Origin of the sequence: Streptomyces caeni, assembly GCF_042678285.1 — a bacterium.
Taxonomy (GTDB): Bacteria; Actinomycetota; Actinomycetes; order Streptomycetales; family Streptomycetaceae; genus Streptomyces; species Streptomyces caeni.
Map to the genome: position 1 here is coordinate 13,323 of NZ_JBHUDX010000089.1, position 17,219 is coordinate 30,541.

Annotated in this window: 16 protein-coding genes; all 16 read left to right on the plus strand. The window is 69.5% G+C overall.

Annotated elements, in window-relative coordinates; all coding sequences use genetic code 11:
• Positions 1–201: 201 nt before the first annotated feature.
• The 16 genes from ACFSL4_RS29510 to ACFSL4_RS29585 all read left to right on the plus strand — a co-directional run bounded on the left by ACFSL4_RS29510 (position 202) and on the right by ACFSL4_RS29585 (position 17,207).
• Positions 202–669 (plus strand): NUDIX domain-containing protein, encoded by a 468-nt coding sequence (locus ACFSL4_RS29510; RefSeq protein ID WP_381089478.1) that lies wholly within the window; start codon positions 202–204, stop codon positions 667–669.
• Positions 666–1,763 carry a DNA-3-methyladenine glycosylase family protein gene (locus tag ACFSL4_RS29515; protein ID WP_381089481.1) on the plus strand — a complete coding sequence of 366 codons (1,098 nt, stop codon included), beginning with the start codon at positions 666–668 and terminating at the stop codon, positions 1,761–1,763. Before ACFSL4_RS29510 ends, ACFSL4_RS29515 begins: the two co-directional genes overlap by 4 nt.
• 585 nt (positions 1,764–2,348) lie before the next feature.
• Positions 2,349–4,217, plus strand: a complete 1,869-nt coding sequence (locus tag ACFSL4_RS29520; RefSeq protein WP_381089484.1) for an ABC transporter ATP-binding protein — start codon at positions 2,349–2,351, stop codon at positions 4,215–4,217.
• A 267-nt stretch (positions 4,218–4,484) separates the two neighbouring features.
• Positions 4,485–5,870: an MFS transporter gene (locus ACFSL4_RS29525; RefSeq protein ID WP_381089487.1), complete on the plus strand. Its 1,386-nt coding sequence runs from the start codon at positions 4,485–4,487 to the stop codon at positions 5,868–5,870.
• Entirely contained in the window at positions 5,867–6,316 is a 450-nt protein-coding gene (locus tag ACFSL4_RS29530; protein WP_381089490.1) for an NUDIX hydrolase, read from the plus strand. Before ACFSL4_RS29525 ends, ACFSL4_RS29530 begins: the two co-directional genes overlap by 4 nt.
• A gap of 191 nt (positions 6,317–6,507) precedes the next feature.
• On the plus strand, positions 6,508–6,813 hold the full coding sequence (locus ACFSL4_RS29535; protein WP_381089493.1) for a hypothetical protein: 306 nt from the start codon (positions 6,508–6,510) through the stop codon (positions 6,811–6,813).
• 11 nt (positions 6,814–6,824) lie between these two features.
• Positions 6,825–7,739 (plus strand): methyltransferase domain-containing protein, encoded by a 915-nt coding sequence (locus ACFSL4_RS29540; protein ID WP_381089496.1) that lies wholly within the window; start codon positions 6,825–6,827, stop codon positions 7,737–7,739.
• Positions 7,736–8,269, plus strand: a complete 534-nt coding sequence (locus ACFSL4_RS29545; protein ID WP_381089499.1) for an HIT family protein — start codon at positions 7,736–7,738, stop codon at positions 8,267–8,269. The genes ACFSL4_RS29540 and ACFSL4_RS29545 overlap by 4 nt, the downstream gene beginning before the upstream one ends.
• A 134-nt stretch (positions 8,270–8,403) precedes the next feature.
• A complete protein-coding gene (locus ACFSL4_RS29550; RefSeq protein ID WP_381089502.1) occupies positions 8,404–9,102 on the plus strand; it encodes a class I SAM-dependent methyltransferase in 699 nt (232 codons plus the stop codon).
• Entirely contained in the window at positions 9,099–10,478 is a 1,380-nt protein-coding gene (locus ACFSL4_RS29555; RefSeq protein ID WP_381089505.1) for a phosphotransferase, read from the plus strand. The genes ACFSL4_RS29550 and ACFSL4_RS29555 overlap by 4 nt, the downstream gene beginning before the upstream one ends.
• Positions 10,479–10,528: 50 nt before the next feature.
• Positions 10,529–12,853: a methyltransferase, FxLD system gene (fxlM, locus tag ACFSL4_RS29560; RefSeq protein ID WP_381089508.1), complete on the plus strand. Its 2,325-nt coding sequence runs from the start codon at positions 10,529–10,531 to the stop codon at positions 12,851–12,853.
• A gap of 187 nt (positions 12,854–13,040) precedes the next feature.
• Positions 13,041–13,655 carry a GFA family protein gene (locus ACFSL4_RS29565; RefSeq protein WP_381089511.1) on the plus strand — a complete coding sequence of 205 codons (615 nt, stop codon included), beginning with the start codon at positions 13,041–13,043 and terminating at the stop codon, positions 13,653–13,655.
• Positions 13,656–14,028: 373 nt separating this feature from the next.
• Entirely contained in the window at positions 14,029–15,102 is a 1,074-nt protein-coding gene (locus ACFSL4_RS29570; protein ID WP_381089514.1) for an NUDIX hydrolase, read from the plus strand.
• Between the two features lie 195 nt (positions 15,103–15,297).
• Positions 15,298–16,062, plus strand: coding sequence for an NUDIX domain-containing protein (locus ACFSL4_RS29575; protein WP_381089517.1), 765 nt, complete (start codon positions 15,298–15,300; stop codon positions 16,060–16,062).
• Between the two features lie 65 nt (positions 16,063–16,127).
• A complete protein-coding gene (locus ACFSL4_RS29580) occupies positions 16,128–16,556 on the plus strand; it encodes an SAM-dependent methyltransferase (protein WP_381089555.1) in 429 nt (142 codons plus the stop codon).
• 15 nt (positions 16,557–16,571) lie between these two features.
• Positions 16,572–17,207: a M15 family metallopeptidase gene (locus tag ACFSL4_RS29585; protein WP_381089558.1), complete on the plus strand. Its 636-nt coding sequence runs from the start codon at positions 16,572–16,574 to the stop codon at positions 17,205–17,207.
• Positions 17,208–17,219: the final 12 nt, after the last annotated feature.

The window sequence follows — 17,219 nt, forward strand, 5'->3', positions numbered from 1 at the left end:
CCTCCTCGGGCGCCAGCCTTCGCCTCACCTCCGGTCGCGCAGCTCTGCTCGACGACGGGTCACGACCGGATACGAGGTACCTGGCATGACGCAGCCCACACCTCTCCCGTCCTCCGTCCTCACCCATAGCTTTCGGCACGGCGGTGCCCTCGTGACCAACGGTCGGCACACCGTAGAACGCCTGGTACAGGAGGGCCGCCCGTGAGCGACTCGCCTCACCAGCTGATCGCCGACGTGGCACAGGTCCTGCTCCGTACGAACGGCGCCGCCCTGTGCGTACGCCGCGCACTGGACGCCGCCCTCGCACCGGGACAGCTCACTGTCGTGGGCGGCCACCTGGAAGTCGGTGAACCACTCGACCACGCTGCGCGACGCGAGGCCATGGAGGAGGTAGGGGTCCATATCACTGCTGAGCAGCAGGAGTTCTGCGGGCTAATCCACCACCATGACTCCGACGGTGGCCTGGACCGGATCACCGCCGTGTTCCTGGCGCAGTCGTGGACGGGTGAGCCGTACAACGCCGAGCCACACAAGCACGAAGGGCTCTTCTGGGTGCCGATGGAACGACCGTCGCCGGACTGTCACCCCTACACCGCCACCATCTTCCACCTGCTCACCCACGGCCCGTCCTACCGGGCCATCAACTGGCCTGCGGGAGGCGCCCGGTGAAGAGATTCTTCGGCCCGGTCACGATGGCCGATCCGCAGGTCTCCGACGCCGAACACGAGCTGTTCGGCGGCCCCCTGCGACCCACGGCCGCCACCCGGGAGCATGACGTGAACCCCCGCACCCTCGACCACACCGACACCCTCGAACTACCCGTCACCGGCGACGGTCCGTTCAACGCCCTGCACACCTTCTGGAAGCCGTCCCACTACGCCACCGGCCTGGAAGCCCACACCGAGTCCTGCAGCTGGCGTACCTTCCGAGTCGGCGACCTCGTGGTCGGAGTCCGGCTGCATGCCGAGGACCGCACCGTGATCGCCGACATCTACACCGACGGCTACTTCAAGCCCGCCGACCGCGAGGAGCTGACGCGCCGGCTCATCTCTTCATACGGGTTGGACGAAGACCAGGCGGCGTTCGCGGAACTCGCGTCCCGAGTGCCCGCAATGCGCGAGGCACTCGCAGCCCTGGGCGGGATGCGGCAGTCGTGCCCGGAGGACCACTTCGAGGTCGCCGTGATCGCCCTGCTGCTGCAGAACGTCACCATCCGCCGCACCGCCCAGATGACCCGCAACCTGCTGGTCCACTACGGCCGTCTCGTCCACTTCGACGGGATTACGCTGCGGGCCTGGTTCACCCCAGACGAGATCGCCCACATACCGCCGGAGACGCTGAAGGAACGGGACCGTCTGGGGTTTCGCGCCAAAAGCCTTCCGCACTACGCGGCCTACTTCCGCGACCACAGCACCGAGGACCTCAAGGCCGCCGGAAACCTGATGGAGGCCGTCCAGGAAATCCAAGGAGTGGGCCCCTACACCGCCGCGGTAATTGCCTCGCACGCTTCCCGCGACCCTGCCGTCTTCGGCATCGACGTGTGGAACCGCAAGATCCTTGCGTGCCGCCTCCTCGACGCTGACGACGCCGCGCCGGAGACCGTGATGACCCGCCTCAACGAACTATTCCCCGGCTACGCCGCCACCGCCGGCCTCTACCTCGTCGAGCACGAGTACCTGACCAATCCCGTCGCCCCGCTCTTGCGTTCCGGCCCCGACGCCCTCACCGCATGGAACGGGGCCCTGGAGCAGACCGGAACCTGACCCGCCTCCCAGGTCGAGAGCAGCGGACGCCACCGCCGCCGCTGCTCCTCGTTGCCATGCCCGCACCGCGCCCGACGGGATCCCCCGCAATACCTCGAAAGGGTGATCCCAGCTGTTCGAGCGACACAGGCGCGACCCACGACAAGGCCCGCTTGACCCCGGACACCCAATAGAACGTCCGTCCACTATCTGCCCCGGATCTGCCCGTGACAGACCCGTCCGGGGGCCGTTGTTAGAGCACCAGTACCCCTCGTGCGTCCATCTGGAGGACTCCGTGAACCCTGTGCCCGTCCCCGCAAATCCCATCGCCGCATTCGAACGACCTATGCCGGCTGTCCCGTGCTCCGCACGATCCGGGCGGCAAGTTGACGCCGCCGCCCAGCGCGCAGCACGACCGGATACGAGGTGGGCAGCATGAGTGAGCCCACCGATGCATCACCCGACAACATCCCGGGGCCGCGCACCGCCCCGCTGGAGTCCACCCCCTCTTCGTTGCCTCCCGGACCGACGACCGGGCCCGACGCGTCCTCTACAGCCGAGCCAGATGAGCCATCGGAATCGGAAACGGCTGCCACGGAGCCGCAGATGCGGTATGTCGATCTGACGGGCAGCCGTGAAGCGGCCGGCCGTTCGATCAGGATGCGCGATATGGCCCGGCGGCTGCCGCAGTTGGTACGCCGGTCACTGGCTCTCGCGTGGCGGGTCGACCGCCGAGCGACCATCGGTCTCCTGCTATGCCAGGCCGTCACCGGCGTGATGCAAGCCCTTGGCCTGGTCGCCATCAGCGGCACCCTGACCGCCCTGCTGACCAGCGGAGACGTCTACCAGCGGCTCCTTCAGGCGTGGCCGTCCGTGGCCCTGCTGGCCGGCACCGCCGGCGTACGCGCCCTTTTGGGGATCACCGTCTCCTGGCTGTCTTCCCGGTTGGGCCCACTGATGTCGCGCGAGGCCGAGCAGATGCTCCTCACCGGCTGCGCCGAGGTGGAGCTGTGCGCCTATGACGAGCCCGACTTCAACCACGACCGCGAAGCCGCCGACCGCGGGGCGCAGGTCACCGGGAACCTGATCGACGAGGGGCAGGACCTGATCGCCTCGTCGGCTTCCTTCGTCGCCGGAGCGATCGTGCTGGCCGGCGTGCACTGGGTCCTTCTCCCCCTTCTGGTCGCGGCCAGCCTGCCGCAGGCCCTGGCCCAGGTCAGCGCCGCACGTGTGCGATACCTGGCGAATCTGCGCAGCAACGGCGACCTGCGGATGCTGTCGATCCTGCGCTGGCACATCTACACCAAGGAGGCTGCCGACCAGATCCGTGCCGGCACCATGGCCGGTTTCCTCTCCGGCCGGTACCGGCAGACGGTCGCACGGATCAACCGCGAGGACCGCGCCGCCGCCGACAAGGGGGCCCGCATGTCCTTGATCGGCGCACTGTGCGGCGGCGTGGGTTCGGCAGTCGTATGGGCGGCGGTCGTGTGGCTGCTGGCCACCGGCCGCATCAGCGTCGGGCACGCCGGGACGGCTGTGTTCGCCTTGCAGACGGTGGGCCAGTCGGTCCGCGGTCTGGTCTCGGTAGGGGCGCGCGCCGTGCGCACGGGCCTGTACATGGACGACTGGAGCGGCTTCCTGGACAAGGCCGGAGGGTTCCGCATGCGCCGGGGTGCGCATCGCCCGGGGCCGCCGAAGAAGATCGAGGTCAAGTCGGTCACGCACCGGTACGCGGGCAAGAACCAAGATGCTCTGTCCGACGTGACGCTCACCCTGCGCCAGGGCGAGGTCACCGCCCTTGTCGGCTTCAACGGCTCGGGTAAGTCGACGCTGTCGAAATTGATCAGTGGCCTGTACCTGCCCACCGAGGGGCAGGTGCTGTGGGACGGCGTTCCCACCGGCGACGCCGAGCCGCAGGCGCTGTGGAAGCAAGTGGCCCTGGTACCCCAGACCTACGCGCGTTGGCCGTTGACGGTGCGGGAGAACATCACCCTCGGGCAGCCCACGGCACGTGGCGACGCGGCGGTACGCGAGGCGTGTGAGGCCGCCGGCGCCGACGAGGTCGTCGACAAGCTCGGCGCCGGCCTGGACACTCTCCTCGCTCGCGAGTGGCTCAACGGGGAGGAACTGAGCGGGGGCCAGTGGCAGCGCATCGCTCTCGGACGAGCCTTCTTCCGCCAGGCGGGGCTTTTGGTCCTTGACGAGCCGACCGCGAACCTCGATCCGCTTGCCGAGTACCGGATTTTCCAGCGGCTACGGGGTCTTGCCCGGGACCGGGTGGTACTGCTGGTGACCCACCGCATCACCAGCGTCGCCGTAGCCGACCGAATCGTCGTTCTCGACGAGGGCAGGGTCGTGCAGGAGGGCACCTACGAAGAGCTTGCCGAGCAACCGGGTCTGTTCCGACAGCTGCTGTCGTGCCAGGTCTCCTCGGATGCCCGGGACGACGACGCACAGCGGCAGGCATCCGCATGAGCACACGCCCGCGGAAGAGCATCATGCTCACAGACCTGTCCGCCGCCGTGAGCACACAGCACACCGCCATGCTGACCCGTCCGGATGCCGATGTGCTGAACGGCCCCCATCCATGTGACGCTCCCCTTCTGCGGCGGAAGGGGTTTCTGCTCCGCGGCGCCAGCGACCCGGCCGTGGACACTGCGGTGCCCGGGATGCCCGAGCAACACGATCACGCAGCCACGGTCGTACCAGGCGTGCGCCCGACGGAAGCCGAGGGAGTAGGTCATGTCCTCCTCGTGTGACCCCGTCTCGTCGGCCGGGCGGACGTCGCTGTGGCGGCACCAAGACTTCCGTCGGTACCTGACCGGCCAGGCCGCCAGTGTGGCCGGCAGCTCGATCAGCTCGATGGCCCTGCCCGTGCTGGCCGTTCTTCAACTGGATGCCAGCCCTGCCCAGGTCGCCTGGATCACGTTCATGGGCCAACTCCCGCCCGCGCTACTGGCATTGCACGCCGGAGCGCTGGCCGACCGGCGCTCCAAACGGAAGCAGATGATCACCGGAGATCTGGTCAGCGCCGCCGCGCTGGCCAGCGTGCCCGCAGCGGTGGCGCTGGACAGGCTGTCCCTGACCCAGCTCATGGTGGTCGCTGCGGTGCAGGGTGCGGCAGGGGTGCTGCATGATGCCGCCGCGATCAGTCTCCTGCCCAGCTTGGTCGACCGGTCCCTGATCCAACGGAGCAACAGCCGTATCGGAGCCCTGTTCGCCGTCGCCGCCACCGCCGGCAGCAACCTCGGCGCCACCCTGACCGCGCTCCTCGGACCGGCCCGGGCACTGCTCGGCGACGTCGGCTCCTACCTCGTCAGCGCCTGGTGCACCGCCCGCATCCAGACACGCGAAACCACCCGGGCGCGAGCAGGAAGCCACCGTCTGCACACCGAGATCGGTGAGGGCCTGCGGTACGTACGCCGTGACCATCGGCTGCGCACACTGACCCTGGTCAACGCGACTACCTCGGCCGCCCTGGCACTCCTCAACACCTTGTGGGCCCTGTACCTGCTCAAGTCCCTTTCGATGAGCCCGACCGCCTTCGGCGTGGTCCTGGGGCTGGGAGCCCTCGGCGCGGCGGCAGGAGCGCTTGCCGCCCCGGCCCTCGCGCGACGGTACGGGCCCGGGCCGATGATGCTCGTCGCGCTCGCGCTCACCCCGCTCACCCAGATCCCGCTGCTGCTCGCTTCCCCAGCCCTGGCCTGGCAGATCGGCATCGGCGCCGCCCTGTTTCTCCAGCTGGCCTGCGCCGCGGCGGCGGGAACCACCCAGCGCTCCATTCGTCAGGTCGTCACCGCCGATGACATGCAGGCCCGCATGCAGGCCGTCAGTACCTGGCTCACCTCAGGCGCCCGGCCGGTGGCCGCCCTGGTCGCGGGCGGCCTCGGGACACAGATCGGCGTACGGCCCACCCTGGTCGTCGGCACCTGCCTGCTCCTCGTCCCCCTCGTGGTTCTCTACCGCTCCCCACTACGCGGCCTCCGCCAGATGCCCGGAGCCCAGCCCGTCCCCTCCCATCCAGGAGATCCACTCATGCAACCACCCGTCCCCTCACCTTCACCCGGCGCCGCCCCCGCCGGCGACGGACAGCGCAATCCCGCGGTGGGCGGAGGTGGTACGGCGTGAGCGCGGAACTGAATGTGATCGGCGGCCACCTGTACCTGGAGCGGGACGGCATGGTGCTGCTCGGGCAGCGGCACCCGGATTCGGCATACGCGGGCGGCCAGTGGCATCTGCTCGCAGGCCATGTGGAACGAGAACCGGCCCGGAGCTGCGTCGCACGGGAGGCGATGGAGGAGGCGAAGCTGGTCGTCGCCGAGGAGGACCTCACCCTCGTGCATACGGTGCACCTCCTCGACCACGAGGACGCCGTACCGCGCGTTCAACTGTTCTTCCGGCCCAGCCAATGGGCGGGCGAGCCCAACGTACTGGAGCCGGACAAGTGCCTCCGTTGGACCTGGTGGCCTGCCGACCGCCTGCCGGAGCCGACCGTTCCCTACACCCGAGCGGCCATCGAGGGGATTCGTGCCGGCCGGCTGTATACCGAGATCGGTTGGGAGCGGCAAAAGTGAGCGCCCCGGAGATGGACACGCACCGGCCTGGTCCTGAAGCCGCCCAACAGCCGGACCTCTCTTGCAAACACCGCGCAGGGATCCCGGATACACCCGCGCCTCCCGGTGCAAGCACGAGAAGGACGGACGTAGGGCCAACCGGTCAGGAACGAGGAGAGGGTTCTGGATCGAGCACGTCCCAGCGTCCGAGGATGTCCGCTGACCTGCTCGCCGCAACGGCCGCCGCCCGCACCGCGATGGTCGACCGCCTCGTCGCCGACGGCGTGCTGACCGACCCGCGGCTGCGCGACGCCCTCCTGCGTGTGCAGCGGGAAGTGCTTCTCCCCCACGCGTATGTCCGGGTCAGTGGCCCAGGCGCGGATCCGATCGACTGGCGGCTACTCGACGGCTCGCACCCCGACGACCAGGCGGAGTGGCTCGACCTCGTCCACAGCGGCGACTCCGTCCTGCTCCAGCGTGACGGCGAGCCGCTGGACGCCCTTCGCCGGGACCGGTGACCGGCGGCCACATGACCTCCATGAGCACTTACGCCCCTGCCACCGTTGAGGTGTTGCAATGCCTCCAACTGGATTGTGGGCAGCGGTTCCTGGACCTTGGTTCGGGTCCGGGGATCTCCCTGGCGCTCGCCGCTGCCATCACGGGCCCTGGCCGTGCCACCGGGGTCGAACGCGATCCGCATATGAGCGTGTTCGCCCAGCGGAACCTGGACCGGCTCGGGCTGGAAGCGACGGTCGTCGAAGGTGACGCGCTCAACGGACACGCCACCGGGGCACCGTATGACCGGATCCATTCCGGCATCGGCGTGCCCTGCATCCCGCTGGCCTGGGTGGAGCAGCTCGCCCCCGGCGGAACGCTGCTGACCACGCTCGTGACCAGAACGCCCAGCTGGCCAGGTCAGATGCGCGCCACTCGCACGATGAAGGGCAGGCTTCAGGCGGTGCTGACGGGCAGGCCGCGCGGCCACCGGCCCCTGCTCGGCTACGAGTGGCTCACCGCCGTGACCCACCGGCCCAAGGTCAAGGCTGACCCCGGCCGACCGCGCCCAACCCGGCTCGCGCCGCCCGACGATGACGCCCACGGCCTCTGGATCGCCGCCGCGTACCTGGCACCGGGCTTGGTCAGGGATTTCCAGGCCGACACGATGACCATCGTCGCCCCGGACGAGGATTCCTGGGCGGTGGCCGGCCCCGGCGACGGCACGGTCCGCGTGCACGGGCCGCGTGATGTGTGGGCCGAACTCGAAAACGTCCACGACGCTTGGGAGCGGGCGGGCCGTCCGGACACGTACCGGGTCGATATTCCGGACGGCGGGGGCCCGCAGCGCGTCGCCTCCGGTCCCGGCCGGATGGCCCTCACCTGGACGCTGCCCCCGCTCGCCGCCGTCCCCCACCAGACGTCTCCATCGCTCGGGAGTTGTCCATGACCCAGCAACGGCACCCCGTTCCCCCGCCCGCCGACGGCCCCAGTCGACCGGCCGGGTGGTCCGAGGAATTCCTCCGCCACCGCGACGGCCAGGGCTGCCCCATGTGTGACAACGACTTCGCCGCCGACGACATCGGCTGGGGGATCCTGCTCCACCAGGGCGAAGTGGCCAACGCCTACCTGTGGCGCTCGGGCCAGGTCCGGGGCTACTGCGTACTCATTCACCGCGGCGCACCGCACGTCGCCGAGCCCACCGACCTCTCAGACGCCCACGCCGCCGCGTACTGGGCCGACACCCTCACGCTCGGTAAGGCCCTGACGACGTTCTACCAGCCGGTGAAGATGAACTACTCCACCCTCGGCAACGTGGTGCCCCACCTCCACACCCACATCGTGCCCCGCTACGCCGACCACGCCGACCCGGCGCCAGGCGGGCCGCTCCCGTGGACGGCCCTAGATACAAACCGCCCGGACGAAGTACAGCTCCAGGCGGACGCCGCCGCGCTGCGCGCGCTGCTGGAGCAGGCATGAGGGGCCGCCCGGATGAAGAGTCCGGGGACCTGTTCGCCTCTGCGGCGGCCGATTACGCCCGATACCGGCCGGGCATCCCGTCCGAAGCGGTCCGCCTACTCGTCGGCACAGTGAGAGGTGTCGCTCGGCCTGTCGTGCTCGATCTCGGCTCCGGGACCGGACAGGTTGCAGCTGCGCTGCTCCCCGCTCTTGCGCATGTGGCCCGCCTGGACTTAGTGGATCCGGACGCAGGGATGCTCCGCGAGGCCGCTGAAACCCTCGCCCCGCTCCTAGGTGACTGCCCCGCTGGCTTCCACCGCGTCGGAGCCGAAGACTTCACGCCGCCGTTCGACGGCTACCGAGCAGACCTGGTCACCTGCGCGCGGGCGTTTCACTGGATGCCTCGGCCCGCAGTCCTCTCGATGGCCGACCGCGTCACCGCTCCCGGGGCCAGCATGGCGATCATGGGGGATGGCAGCCTCTGGACCCACCCAACGCAATGGACGACGGAGCTGAAGCGGCTCATCCAGTCCTACCTCGGCCCCGAGCGACGGGCCGGCACCGCTGGGGCGTACACAGAGCCGGTGCGCCGTTACGAGGACGACCTCGCCGAGTCCGCGTTCAGCGACGTCACCGAGCACCGGTTCCCAGTCCGCCGCAGGTGGACACCCGCAGCTGTGGTCGGCTATCTGCGCAGCACGAGCTTCGCCCGCCCGGCGCTCTTCGGCGATCTGCACGCACGGTTCGAGCAGGAGGCTCATTTGCTGCTGGAGGAACACGGACGAAATGAAGGGCTCATTGAGTACGCTGTGTTCACCGTGCTGCTCGCCCGCCGCCCCGGCGGTGACCGGTGAGCGGGGGGCGGCACACCGAGCCGCTGGACGTGCACCTGGTCGCGGTCCGCGATACCGAGGCCGGCACCGAAGTGCTCCTGTCCCGGCGGGCCGGCGACGTCTACGCGACAGGACTTTGGCACCTCCCATCTGGTCACCTCGACCCCGGAGAGGATGTCGTCACCGCGCTCGTGCGGGAGACCGGAGAGGAGACGGGCGTCCTCGTCGACCCCGCTGATGTCCGCGCGGCCGTCACCGTGCACCACCGTTCCCCCGGCGGGGGCACGCGCGTGGGGTTCTTCTTCGAGGTCCGGCACTGGCGTGGCAGCCCCCGCGTCATGGAGCCGGACCGGTGCGACGCCATGGCCTGGTTCCCGCTCGACGCGCTGCCACAGCCGATGGTGGCCTACTGCCGGGCCGGGCTGGACGCCTACCGGGCCGGAGCCCGGCTCGCCCTGCACTTCCAGGAGCCCGGCGATCCCATCGCCTACGACCCGGCCGTCGACCGGCTGCGCCTCCTCCCCCACGCCGGCCCAGGCAGCACGATGCCCGAGGACGCGGTGCGGGGCTTCGTCGAGCGGGCGGTCGGCCGGATCACCGACTGGACGGATGTCTCCTGGGCACGTAAGGGCAGCCAGGTGTGGCGGGCACGCGATGCCGAGGATGGGGTGTGGTTCGTCAAGACCCACCAGAACGACCGCTTCCACCAGCGCGAGGTGGCCGCCTTCCGCAGCTGGGTCCCCCGTCTGGGCCCGATGGCACCCCGGCTGATGGCCGCCGATAAATCACTACGGGCCGTCGTCCTCACCGCGGTGCCAGGCCGTTCTCTGCACGGCGCCGTCCACCCACCCGAACAAGAGCGACGGATCTTCCACCGCATCGGGCAGCTCGCGGCAACCATCCACCGCAGCGCCCCGGCACTGCCGCCCCTCCCCGACTCCATGCCACTTGAGAAGCTGGAACGGCACCTGGACGGCGCACGCGCCTACCTTGAGCCCGGGGACGAGGCATTCATCCGCGCCACCACAAAGGGGGCAGCAGGTCTGCCGGCACTGGAGAGGGTTCCCACGCACGGCGACTTCCAGCGGCGGAACCTTCGCTGGGAGAAGACGACTGGCACGTTGTACGTGATCGACTTCGAAAGAAGCGAACACGGTCCGGCCGTCAGGGACTTCGTCCGCCTGTCCGACGCCTGGCACGGCCGGCCGGACCTGCACGAGGCCCTGATGACCGGCTACGGCCGCCCCCTGTCCCTCGCCGAAGAAGAGCACCTGGTCGTCCTGTCCGTATTGGATGCCGTCTCCGGCATCCAATACGGCGCCGCCCACGGCGATCCGGAACTCGTCGAGCGAGGCCGCCGCACCCTGGCCCGGCTCCGCGCAACGGACCGTCTTTGACCAGCACACCACACCACCCACCAGCTGAAGAGCAGTTGAGGAGCACGCCCGTGGCGTACGTCGTCCGCGACCAGTGGCAGCAGCACTATGCCGACGGCAAGGGGTTCCGGGAACTCGGTGAGCGCGAGCGGGCCCTGCTCGCCGAGCACGCTCCCGTTCCCGATGGCGGCGGACGGGCGCTCGATGTGGGCTGCGGCACCGGCAGCCTGGCCGCCTACCTTTCCTCCCTCGGCTACACGGTGGACGCCGTCGACTTCGCCGACAGTGCTCTCGCCCGGGCCCGGGACGAACACGCCGACGTCGAGCGGGTGCGCTGGATCTGCCTGGACATCGAGCGCGACGACCCGGCAGATCTGCACGAGGACGGCTACGACCTGGTCACCATGCGGCTGATGTACCCCTTCCTGCGCGATCGCAGCCGCGTCCTGCACGGGCTCGGTGAACGAGTGCGGCCCGGCGGCACGCTTGTGGCCATCACCCCCGTGGTCGAGCACACCCCGGCCGAACGACGGGACATCGCCCTCGACGAGGACGAGGTCCGCCTGCTCGCCGAAGGCTGGGAGACCGTCGAGCGGCTGGAGGCGGACCAGCTCGCTGTCCTGGTCCTGCGCGGCCCGTGCCACACCGGCACCCGGGCGGTGGAGCGACAGCGACCGCCCACCGGTCTGGCTGTGACAGGCGCCCTTGCGGTCGTCACCGACGAGGCCGGCCGGGTCCTGCTCGGCCGCTCGCGCCGGGGCATGTGGGAACTTCCCGGCGGGAAGACCAGTGGTGCGGAGTCCTTCGAAGCGGCGGCGGTTCGGGAACTGGCCGAGGAGACGGGCCTGACCGCCTCGGCCTCGGACGCGCACGTGGTCACGATGCTGGCCGACGACAGCCACGGCGTGCCGCGGCTCACCGCGGTCGTCCGTATCACCGCATGGTCCGGCACCCTCGCCAACCGAGAACGGCAGTTGTTCGACCGGTGGGAGTGGCATGACCTGCACGCCGTGGCCTGCCTCGGTCCCGTGTTCGCTCCAGCCGCGCAGGCCCTGGGCGCGACCTGGCCCGGGGTTATTCCTGGCCTTGCACCGGTCCACTCCTATCCGCTCGCGATCGACCAGCCGCCCGTGCCCGGTGAACCGGCCGAAGCTGTCCGGCTGCGCCAGCAGATGACCCAGACGGTCATCGACGGCGGCTGGGCGCCCTCCGAACCGGTACAGCAGGCGCTGCGCACGGTGCCCCGGCACCGCTTCGTCCCCGAGAAAGCCCTGAAGACCGCGTACGACGGCGGCGACCGGGCCGTCGTCACCCGCCGCGACGAGACGGGGAAGGCGACCAGTTCGGTGTCCGCTGCCTGGCTCCAGGCCGACATGCTCCAAAGCCTGTGCCTGAAGCCGGGAGCGATCGTGTTCGAGGCGGGATCCGGCGGCTACAACGCCGAGCTCATCGCCCATGTGGCCGGCCTCACGGGCAGGGTGGTCACCGGCGACATCGACCCCTACGTCGTACACCGCACCCGGCGGTTGACCACAGAGGCCGGCAGCGGCCGTGTCACCGCGTTCCACGGCGATGCGGCACTCGGCGCCCCCTCACACCTCGTACCGCGCGGCGGCTTCGACGCAACCGTGATCACCTACAACTCCTGGGACATCTCCCCAGCCTGGCGGGAGCAGGTCGCTGAGGGCGGGCGCCTAGTCCTGCCCCTCGAAATCCACGGATACACCAGGGCGATCGCGTTCGAGCGACGCTGCGAGGTACTGCACGCGCGAAAGTTCACGCACTGCGGATTCCTCCGCGCCCAGGGCGAACACGCCCGCCCTATCCCGGCCGTGGACCTCCTCGACGGCGAGCTGAAGCTCCGATTCGAAGACGGCACCCCCGCCTCGACGAAGGGATTGGAAGAGGCGCTGCGCGGGCCGCGCCACCAGGTCGCCACCGGGGTCACCATGGGGGCGGCCTTCTACTTCGGCTCGCTGCAGCTCTACGCGGCCACCACATTGCCAGGCTTCGTCCGTCTGTCCGCCCACCGGGACAAAGGCACGGGCGTCACCCAGATCGCGAAGGACGGCGATGCGCCGGCGATCCTCGGCGACGCCTCACTGGCCTACCTCATCCACGTCCAGACCCGGCACGGTGACAGCCCTGCCGAAAAGGAGTGGGAGTGGGTCGTCCACGCCTTCGGCCAGCACGGCCCGCAGCTCGCCGAGCAGCTGGCGGCCACGGTGAGAGCCTGGGACCGCGACGTACGCACGAACGACGGCAAGCAAAACGACCCTGTCCTGACCGTTCACCCGGCTAGCACCCCCGACCGCCAGCTACCCGCCGGCGACGTCCTGGACAAGCCCCACAGCCGCCTCGTGTTCCAGTGGCCGGGCCGTGTGCCGTCGCCGTAGACCGGGCCGGACGAAAGACGTGGGGCTGGCGCTGAAGCGCGCCGGACCAGGACGGCCTGCTATGTCCGGCATACGTGAGCCCGACGGAACCCCGGCTCACGGGCGTCGAGTCCCACCCATCGATCCCTGCACCTGCTAGAAGCCTCCACGACCCTGCCGTCCGCATCCCATTTCCCCGAGGAGATCCATGGCCGAGACGACCCGCCCCTCCGAACAAACCGAGCGCGAAATCTGCAACACCACACGCAGTCCTTCCGGTGACCCGGTGCTGGTGCACACACCGCCCCGCCTGGTGTCCGAGAGCCAGCAAGCCGACGGATCCGAAGCCACCGAACAGGCTGTCACCCTCCTGGCCCCAGAGATCCGAACCGGCCGATGCCAGTGCGGTGACATCGCATACGAGGTAAGCGGCCTCCCGGATGATCCCCATCTGTGCTCATGTCCTCACGAAACCCGGATCTCCGGCGGTCCAGCCGTACTCTGGGTCGGCTTCCACAAGAACGGGCTGGCCTGGACAGGCCCCGGCGGTCAACCAACCTGGTACTCGACATGGCCAGACCTTCGCCGCGGGTTCTGCCCCCGCTGCGGCACCCACCTGATCTCCGTCGCTGACTCCACAGACATGATCATGGTGACCGGCTTCAGTCTCGACCTCCCCCACCAACGCGGTATCGAGCCCGTCGGGCATTCCTTCCGAGAGAACGCCGTTCCGTGGATGAAGATCACTCTCGCCCCAGAACCGCCCCGGTCCGCGGCCACGCTACCGTGCGGTTCATCACCAGCCCGCACGCCGAGCGGCTGATGTCCGTCGCCGGGCTGCCGAAGCCGGCCCAGGCATGCCGGTCGTCCGCTCGCGGACGCCGATCGGCAGCACAGTCCACACCCTGCCGCCAACGCGACTCACCAACGTGGCCATCAGCAACCGGATCGGCGTCCTGGACGAAGGACAGATCATCCAGGAAAGCACCTACGACCAACTCACCCAGGAACTGAGGCTGTTCCAGTCCCAGTGAGAGCTGCAGCGACGGAGCGGCGGCGCCGCCTGATCCACGCTCCCCCGTCCGCGCCATGACACGCCCGCCCACCGTCCTGAAAGGCAGAGCCACGTGACTTCCCCCGCTTCCCCTTCGGATCGCGTTGCACCTCGGGCTGCCCTCTCGGCAGCGCAGTACGCCGTGTCCTCCCGGCACGCGGTGTGGCTCGGCGCCGCCGCGATCGTCACCGACCAGGTCGGCCGCGTCCTGCTGGTACACCCCACCTACCATGAGGACGACCGGTGGCTGTTGCCCGGAGGAGTCGTTGAACCCGGCGAACACCCGCACGACGCCTGCCGACGCGAGATCACCGAAGAACTGAGTCTGCCGAACCTGCCCCTGGCGAGCGTGCTCGCCGTCCACTCCCTCTCGTCACACCACGCCGCCATCCGGCGCGGCATCCCATGCCCCGGAGAGATCCGCTACGTCTTCGACGGCGGAACCCTCACCCCTGACCAGGCGAAGGCGATCCGCCTGCCGCGCAAGGAACTATCCGAGTACGCCTTCCTCGAAACGCGGGACGCGATGCAGCGGCTGCGCCCCGTGGACGGGCAGATCATGCTAGCCGCCTACCGCGCCCGCCTCGGGAACACCGCCACCGCCCACCTCGCCGACGGCCGGCACATCCTCGATATCCCACCCCTGGACCGCCATGACGTCCACGTCCGCTACCGGCCCCTGTGGGACAGCCCCCTCAACCGTGACCCTGTCCCTGAACGGCTCCCCGTGCAGCAAGCCTGGGCGTGGTGCTTCGTACCCGACGGCCGGGTCGTCCTCGTCGCCGACCCAAGCCCCCGGGGCGCCCTGCCCATGCTGCCAGGCGGCACTGTGGAAAGGACCGACACGACACCCGAGGACACCCTCCACCGCGAAGCCGCCGAGGAAGCCCAGCTCACCCTGACCGACCCGGTGCGACTGGGCTGGGTGCTGGACGAGACCGGCGAGGTCTACGGCGGAGTGGGCCCCAACGCCCGGCTCCGCCTAGCCGCCCGGGTCACCGATATCGGGCCGGCGACCGTCGACCCCGCCACCGGCCACCCCTTCGCACGCCTGCTCGCAACCCCCGCCCAGGCAGCTGCCCTTCTGGGATGGGGGCCGCCAGGAGCGCGGCAAGCCCGACTCGCCGCTGAGACAGCCCGAGAGCGTTGGGGCCTGCCCACCGCTCGCCCCACCGCAATCGACGAAGTCCCTGCGGAGGGGATGCGGCTGAGCTGAGACGAACGACCGCCCTTTTCAACTCTGGACCAGCCAGACCATCGATCGGAGGCACACGTGCCTGACGACACCCAACAGTCGATCTCATCTGTCCCGAGCCCGGCGACAGGAGGTGGACCGCGGGAGCACCACATGCACCTGCTCCCGCGGTACTACCGTCAAGTAGAGGCAGGACGCAAAACGATCGAAGTGAGGGTGGCCACCCCGCAGAAGCGCGCCGTTGCCGTCGGCGACACGGTCGTCTTCCACGACCGCGACACAGGCCGGGAGCTCGACGTCATCGTGCAGCGGATCACCCCGTACCCCTCCTTCGAGGATCTGCTCAGTTCAGAGGACCCTGCGCGCATCGACCCGAACGGGCCGCCCGGAGAACTGCTCGCCAACCTGCGCAGCATCTACCCGCCAGCCAAGGAGCGCCTCGGCGTCCTCGCCTTCGCATTCGACCACCGCCCTGCACGGCCAGGCCGACCGATGCCGATGACGCCCGCGCAGTACGCGCAGACCGTCCCCCACCATACGGTGTACGGCTGCCTGTACATCCGCGACGAACACGACCGGCCGGTTCAACTGCGCTCGGTCTACGGCTCGCGCCTCTGGCAGTTCCCGGGCGGCAACCTGGACGCCCAAGGAGAGGACCCGCTGCAAACCGCTCGCCGCGAAGCGGTCGAAGAGACCGGCCTCCAACTGGGCCTGGACACGCCAAAGCTTCTCCTGACGCACTTCCTGCACGCCGGGCCCCGCCTGCCGCTGAACAAGATAGGGCTCATCTTCGACGGAGGCCGGCTCACCGCAGAGCAGCTCGGTCGGATCCGACTCGATCCCGCCGAGCACGACATGTGGGCCGTGCACGACCTCGCCACCTGGCAGGGCCTGATGGCGCCGCGCGCCTTCGCTCGCCTCGACGCCATCGAACGGGCCCGTCGTGGCGAAGGCCCCGCCTACCTCACCACGCACACCTGATCCCCAGCGCGCCCACCCAGGAGGCAATCGTGGCCGCCGAGGACACCAACACACGGGCCTGGCATATGTATGGCCGACAACTGGCTCACGCCTACACCCCGCCCGTCCCCGACCAGCTCACCTGGACGCCTTGGGAAGGGGTCGGACCGGGAGCAGAAGTCCTCGGTGACGTCACCGGCCGCAGCGTCCTGAACATCGGTTCGGGAGCTGGCCACCACGCCGTCCATCTCGCCCGAGCGCACGGAGCCCGCGTCACCGGAATCGAGCTGTCCCCGACCCAGCACGAACGCGTCATCTCCGCCCACACGGACGTGGACGGCGTGGAGTTCGTCCAAGGAGAGGTTGGGCGAACCTGGCCATCGACCACTCGCCAGCGCACTCCACGCGTTTCGCATCCGGACCTGCGGCCACGCCGGCCAACGGCCTGGTCTGACCGCCAACACCGACGTACACCTGTCGCGCCACTCCTCTTTTTAGCGTCGAAGGAGACGTAGTTGAAGATCGTGCTGATGTCCGACCCTCGGGTCGCCGCCATCCCCGTTCAGGACTGCGGCGAGGAACTCATCGACATACGGGCGTCCGGCCTGTTCCTCGTCGATCAACGCAAGCAGGACTCCGACGGCCACTTCGCGCACCTGCGGCACGGGCTCATCGAGCGCCTGGAACACGCCCAGCGACTGCTTCTCACTGAGTTCCGCCTGCTCGTCGTCGAGGGGTACCGGCCTCCGGCGCTCCAGCGGGCGTACTTCGAGGAGTACGCGACCAAGCTGCGTCGCGGAAACCCCGACTGGAGCGACAGCCGCGTCCACGAGGCCGCGAGCCGCTACGTCTCCCCACCGGAGATCGCGCCGCACAGCGCCGGCGCGGCCGTCGACCTGACCCTCGCCGCCCCGGACGGTCAGGAGGTGGACATGGGGACGAGGATGAACGCCTCCCCAGAGGAAAGCGACGGCGCCTGTTACACCCACGCGAACTCGATCATCGGCGCCGCCCGGGCCCATCGCGACACGCTCTGCCGCGTCATGTCAGCCGCCGGTTTTGTGAACTATCCAACGGAGTGGTGGCATTTCAGCTACGGAGACCGATACTGGGCCCTCCACACCGGCCAGGCAGCCGCCGTCTACGGACCACGCGACCGCACGTAAGCAGCAGCTTTC

Coding starts and splice junctions, on each gene's coding strand:
- ACFSL4_RS29520 (WP_381089484.1), top strand. CDS start 2,349: ATGCGGTATGTCGATCTGACGGGCAGCCGTGAAGCGGCCGGCCGTTCG.
- ACFSL4_RS29525 (WP_381089487.1), top strand. CDS start 4,485: ATGTCCTCCTCGTGTGACCCCGTCTCGTCGGCCGGGCGGACGTCGCTG.
- ACFSL4_RS29535 (WP_381089493.1), top strand. CDS start 6,508: ATGTCCGCTGACCTGCTCGCCGCAACGGCCGCCGCCCGCACCGCGATG.
- ACFSL4_RS29540 (WP_381089496.1), top strand. CDS start 6,825: ATGACCTCCATGAGCACTTACGCCCCTGCCACCGTTGAGGTGTTGCAA.
- ACFSL4_RS29545 (WP_381089499.1), top strand. CDS start 7,736: ATGACCCAGCAACGGCACCCCGTTCCCCCGCCCGCCGACGGCCCCAGT.
- ACFSL4_RS29565 (WP_381089511.1), top strand. CDS start 13,041: ATGGCCGAGACGACCCGCCCCTCCGAACAAACCGAGCGCGAAATCTGC.
- ACFSL4_RS29580 (WP_381089555.1), top strand. CDS start 16,128: ATGTATGGCCGACAACTGGCTCACGCCTACACCCCGCCCGTCCCCGAC.
- ACFSL4_RS29585 (WP_381089558.1), top strand. CDS start 16,572: ATGTCCGACCCTCGGGTCGCCGCCATCCCCGTTCAGGACTGCGGCGAG.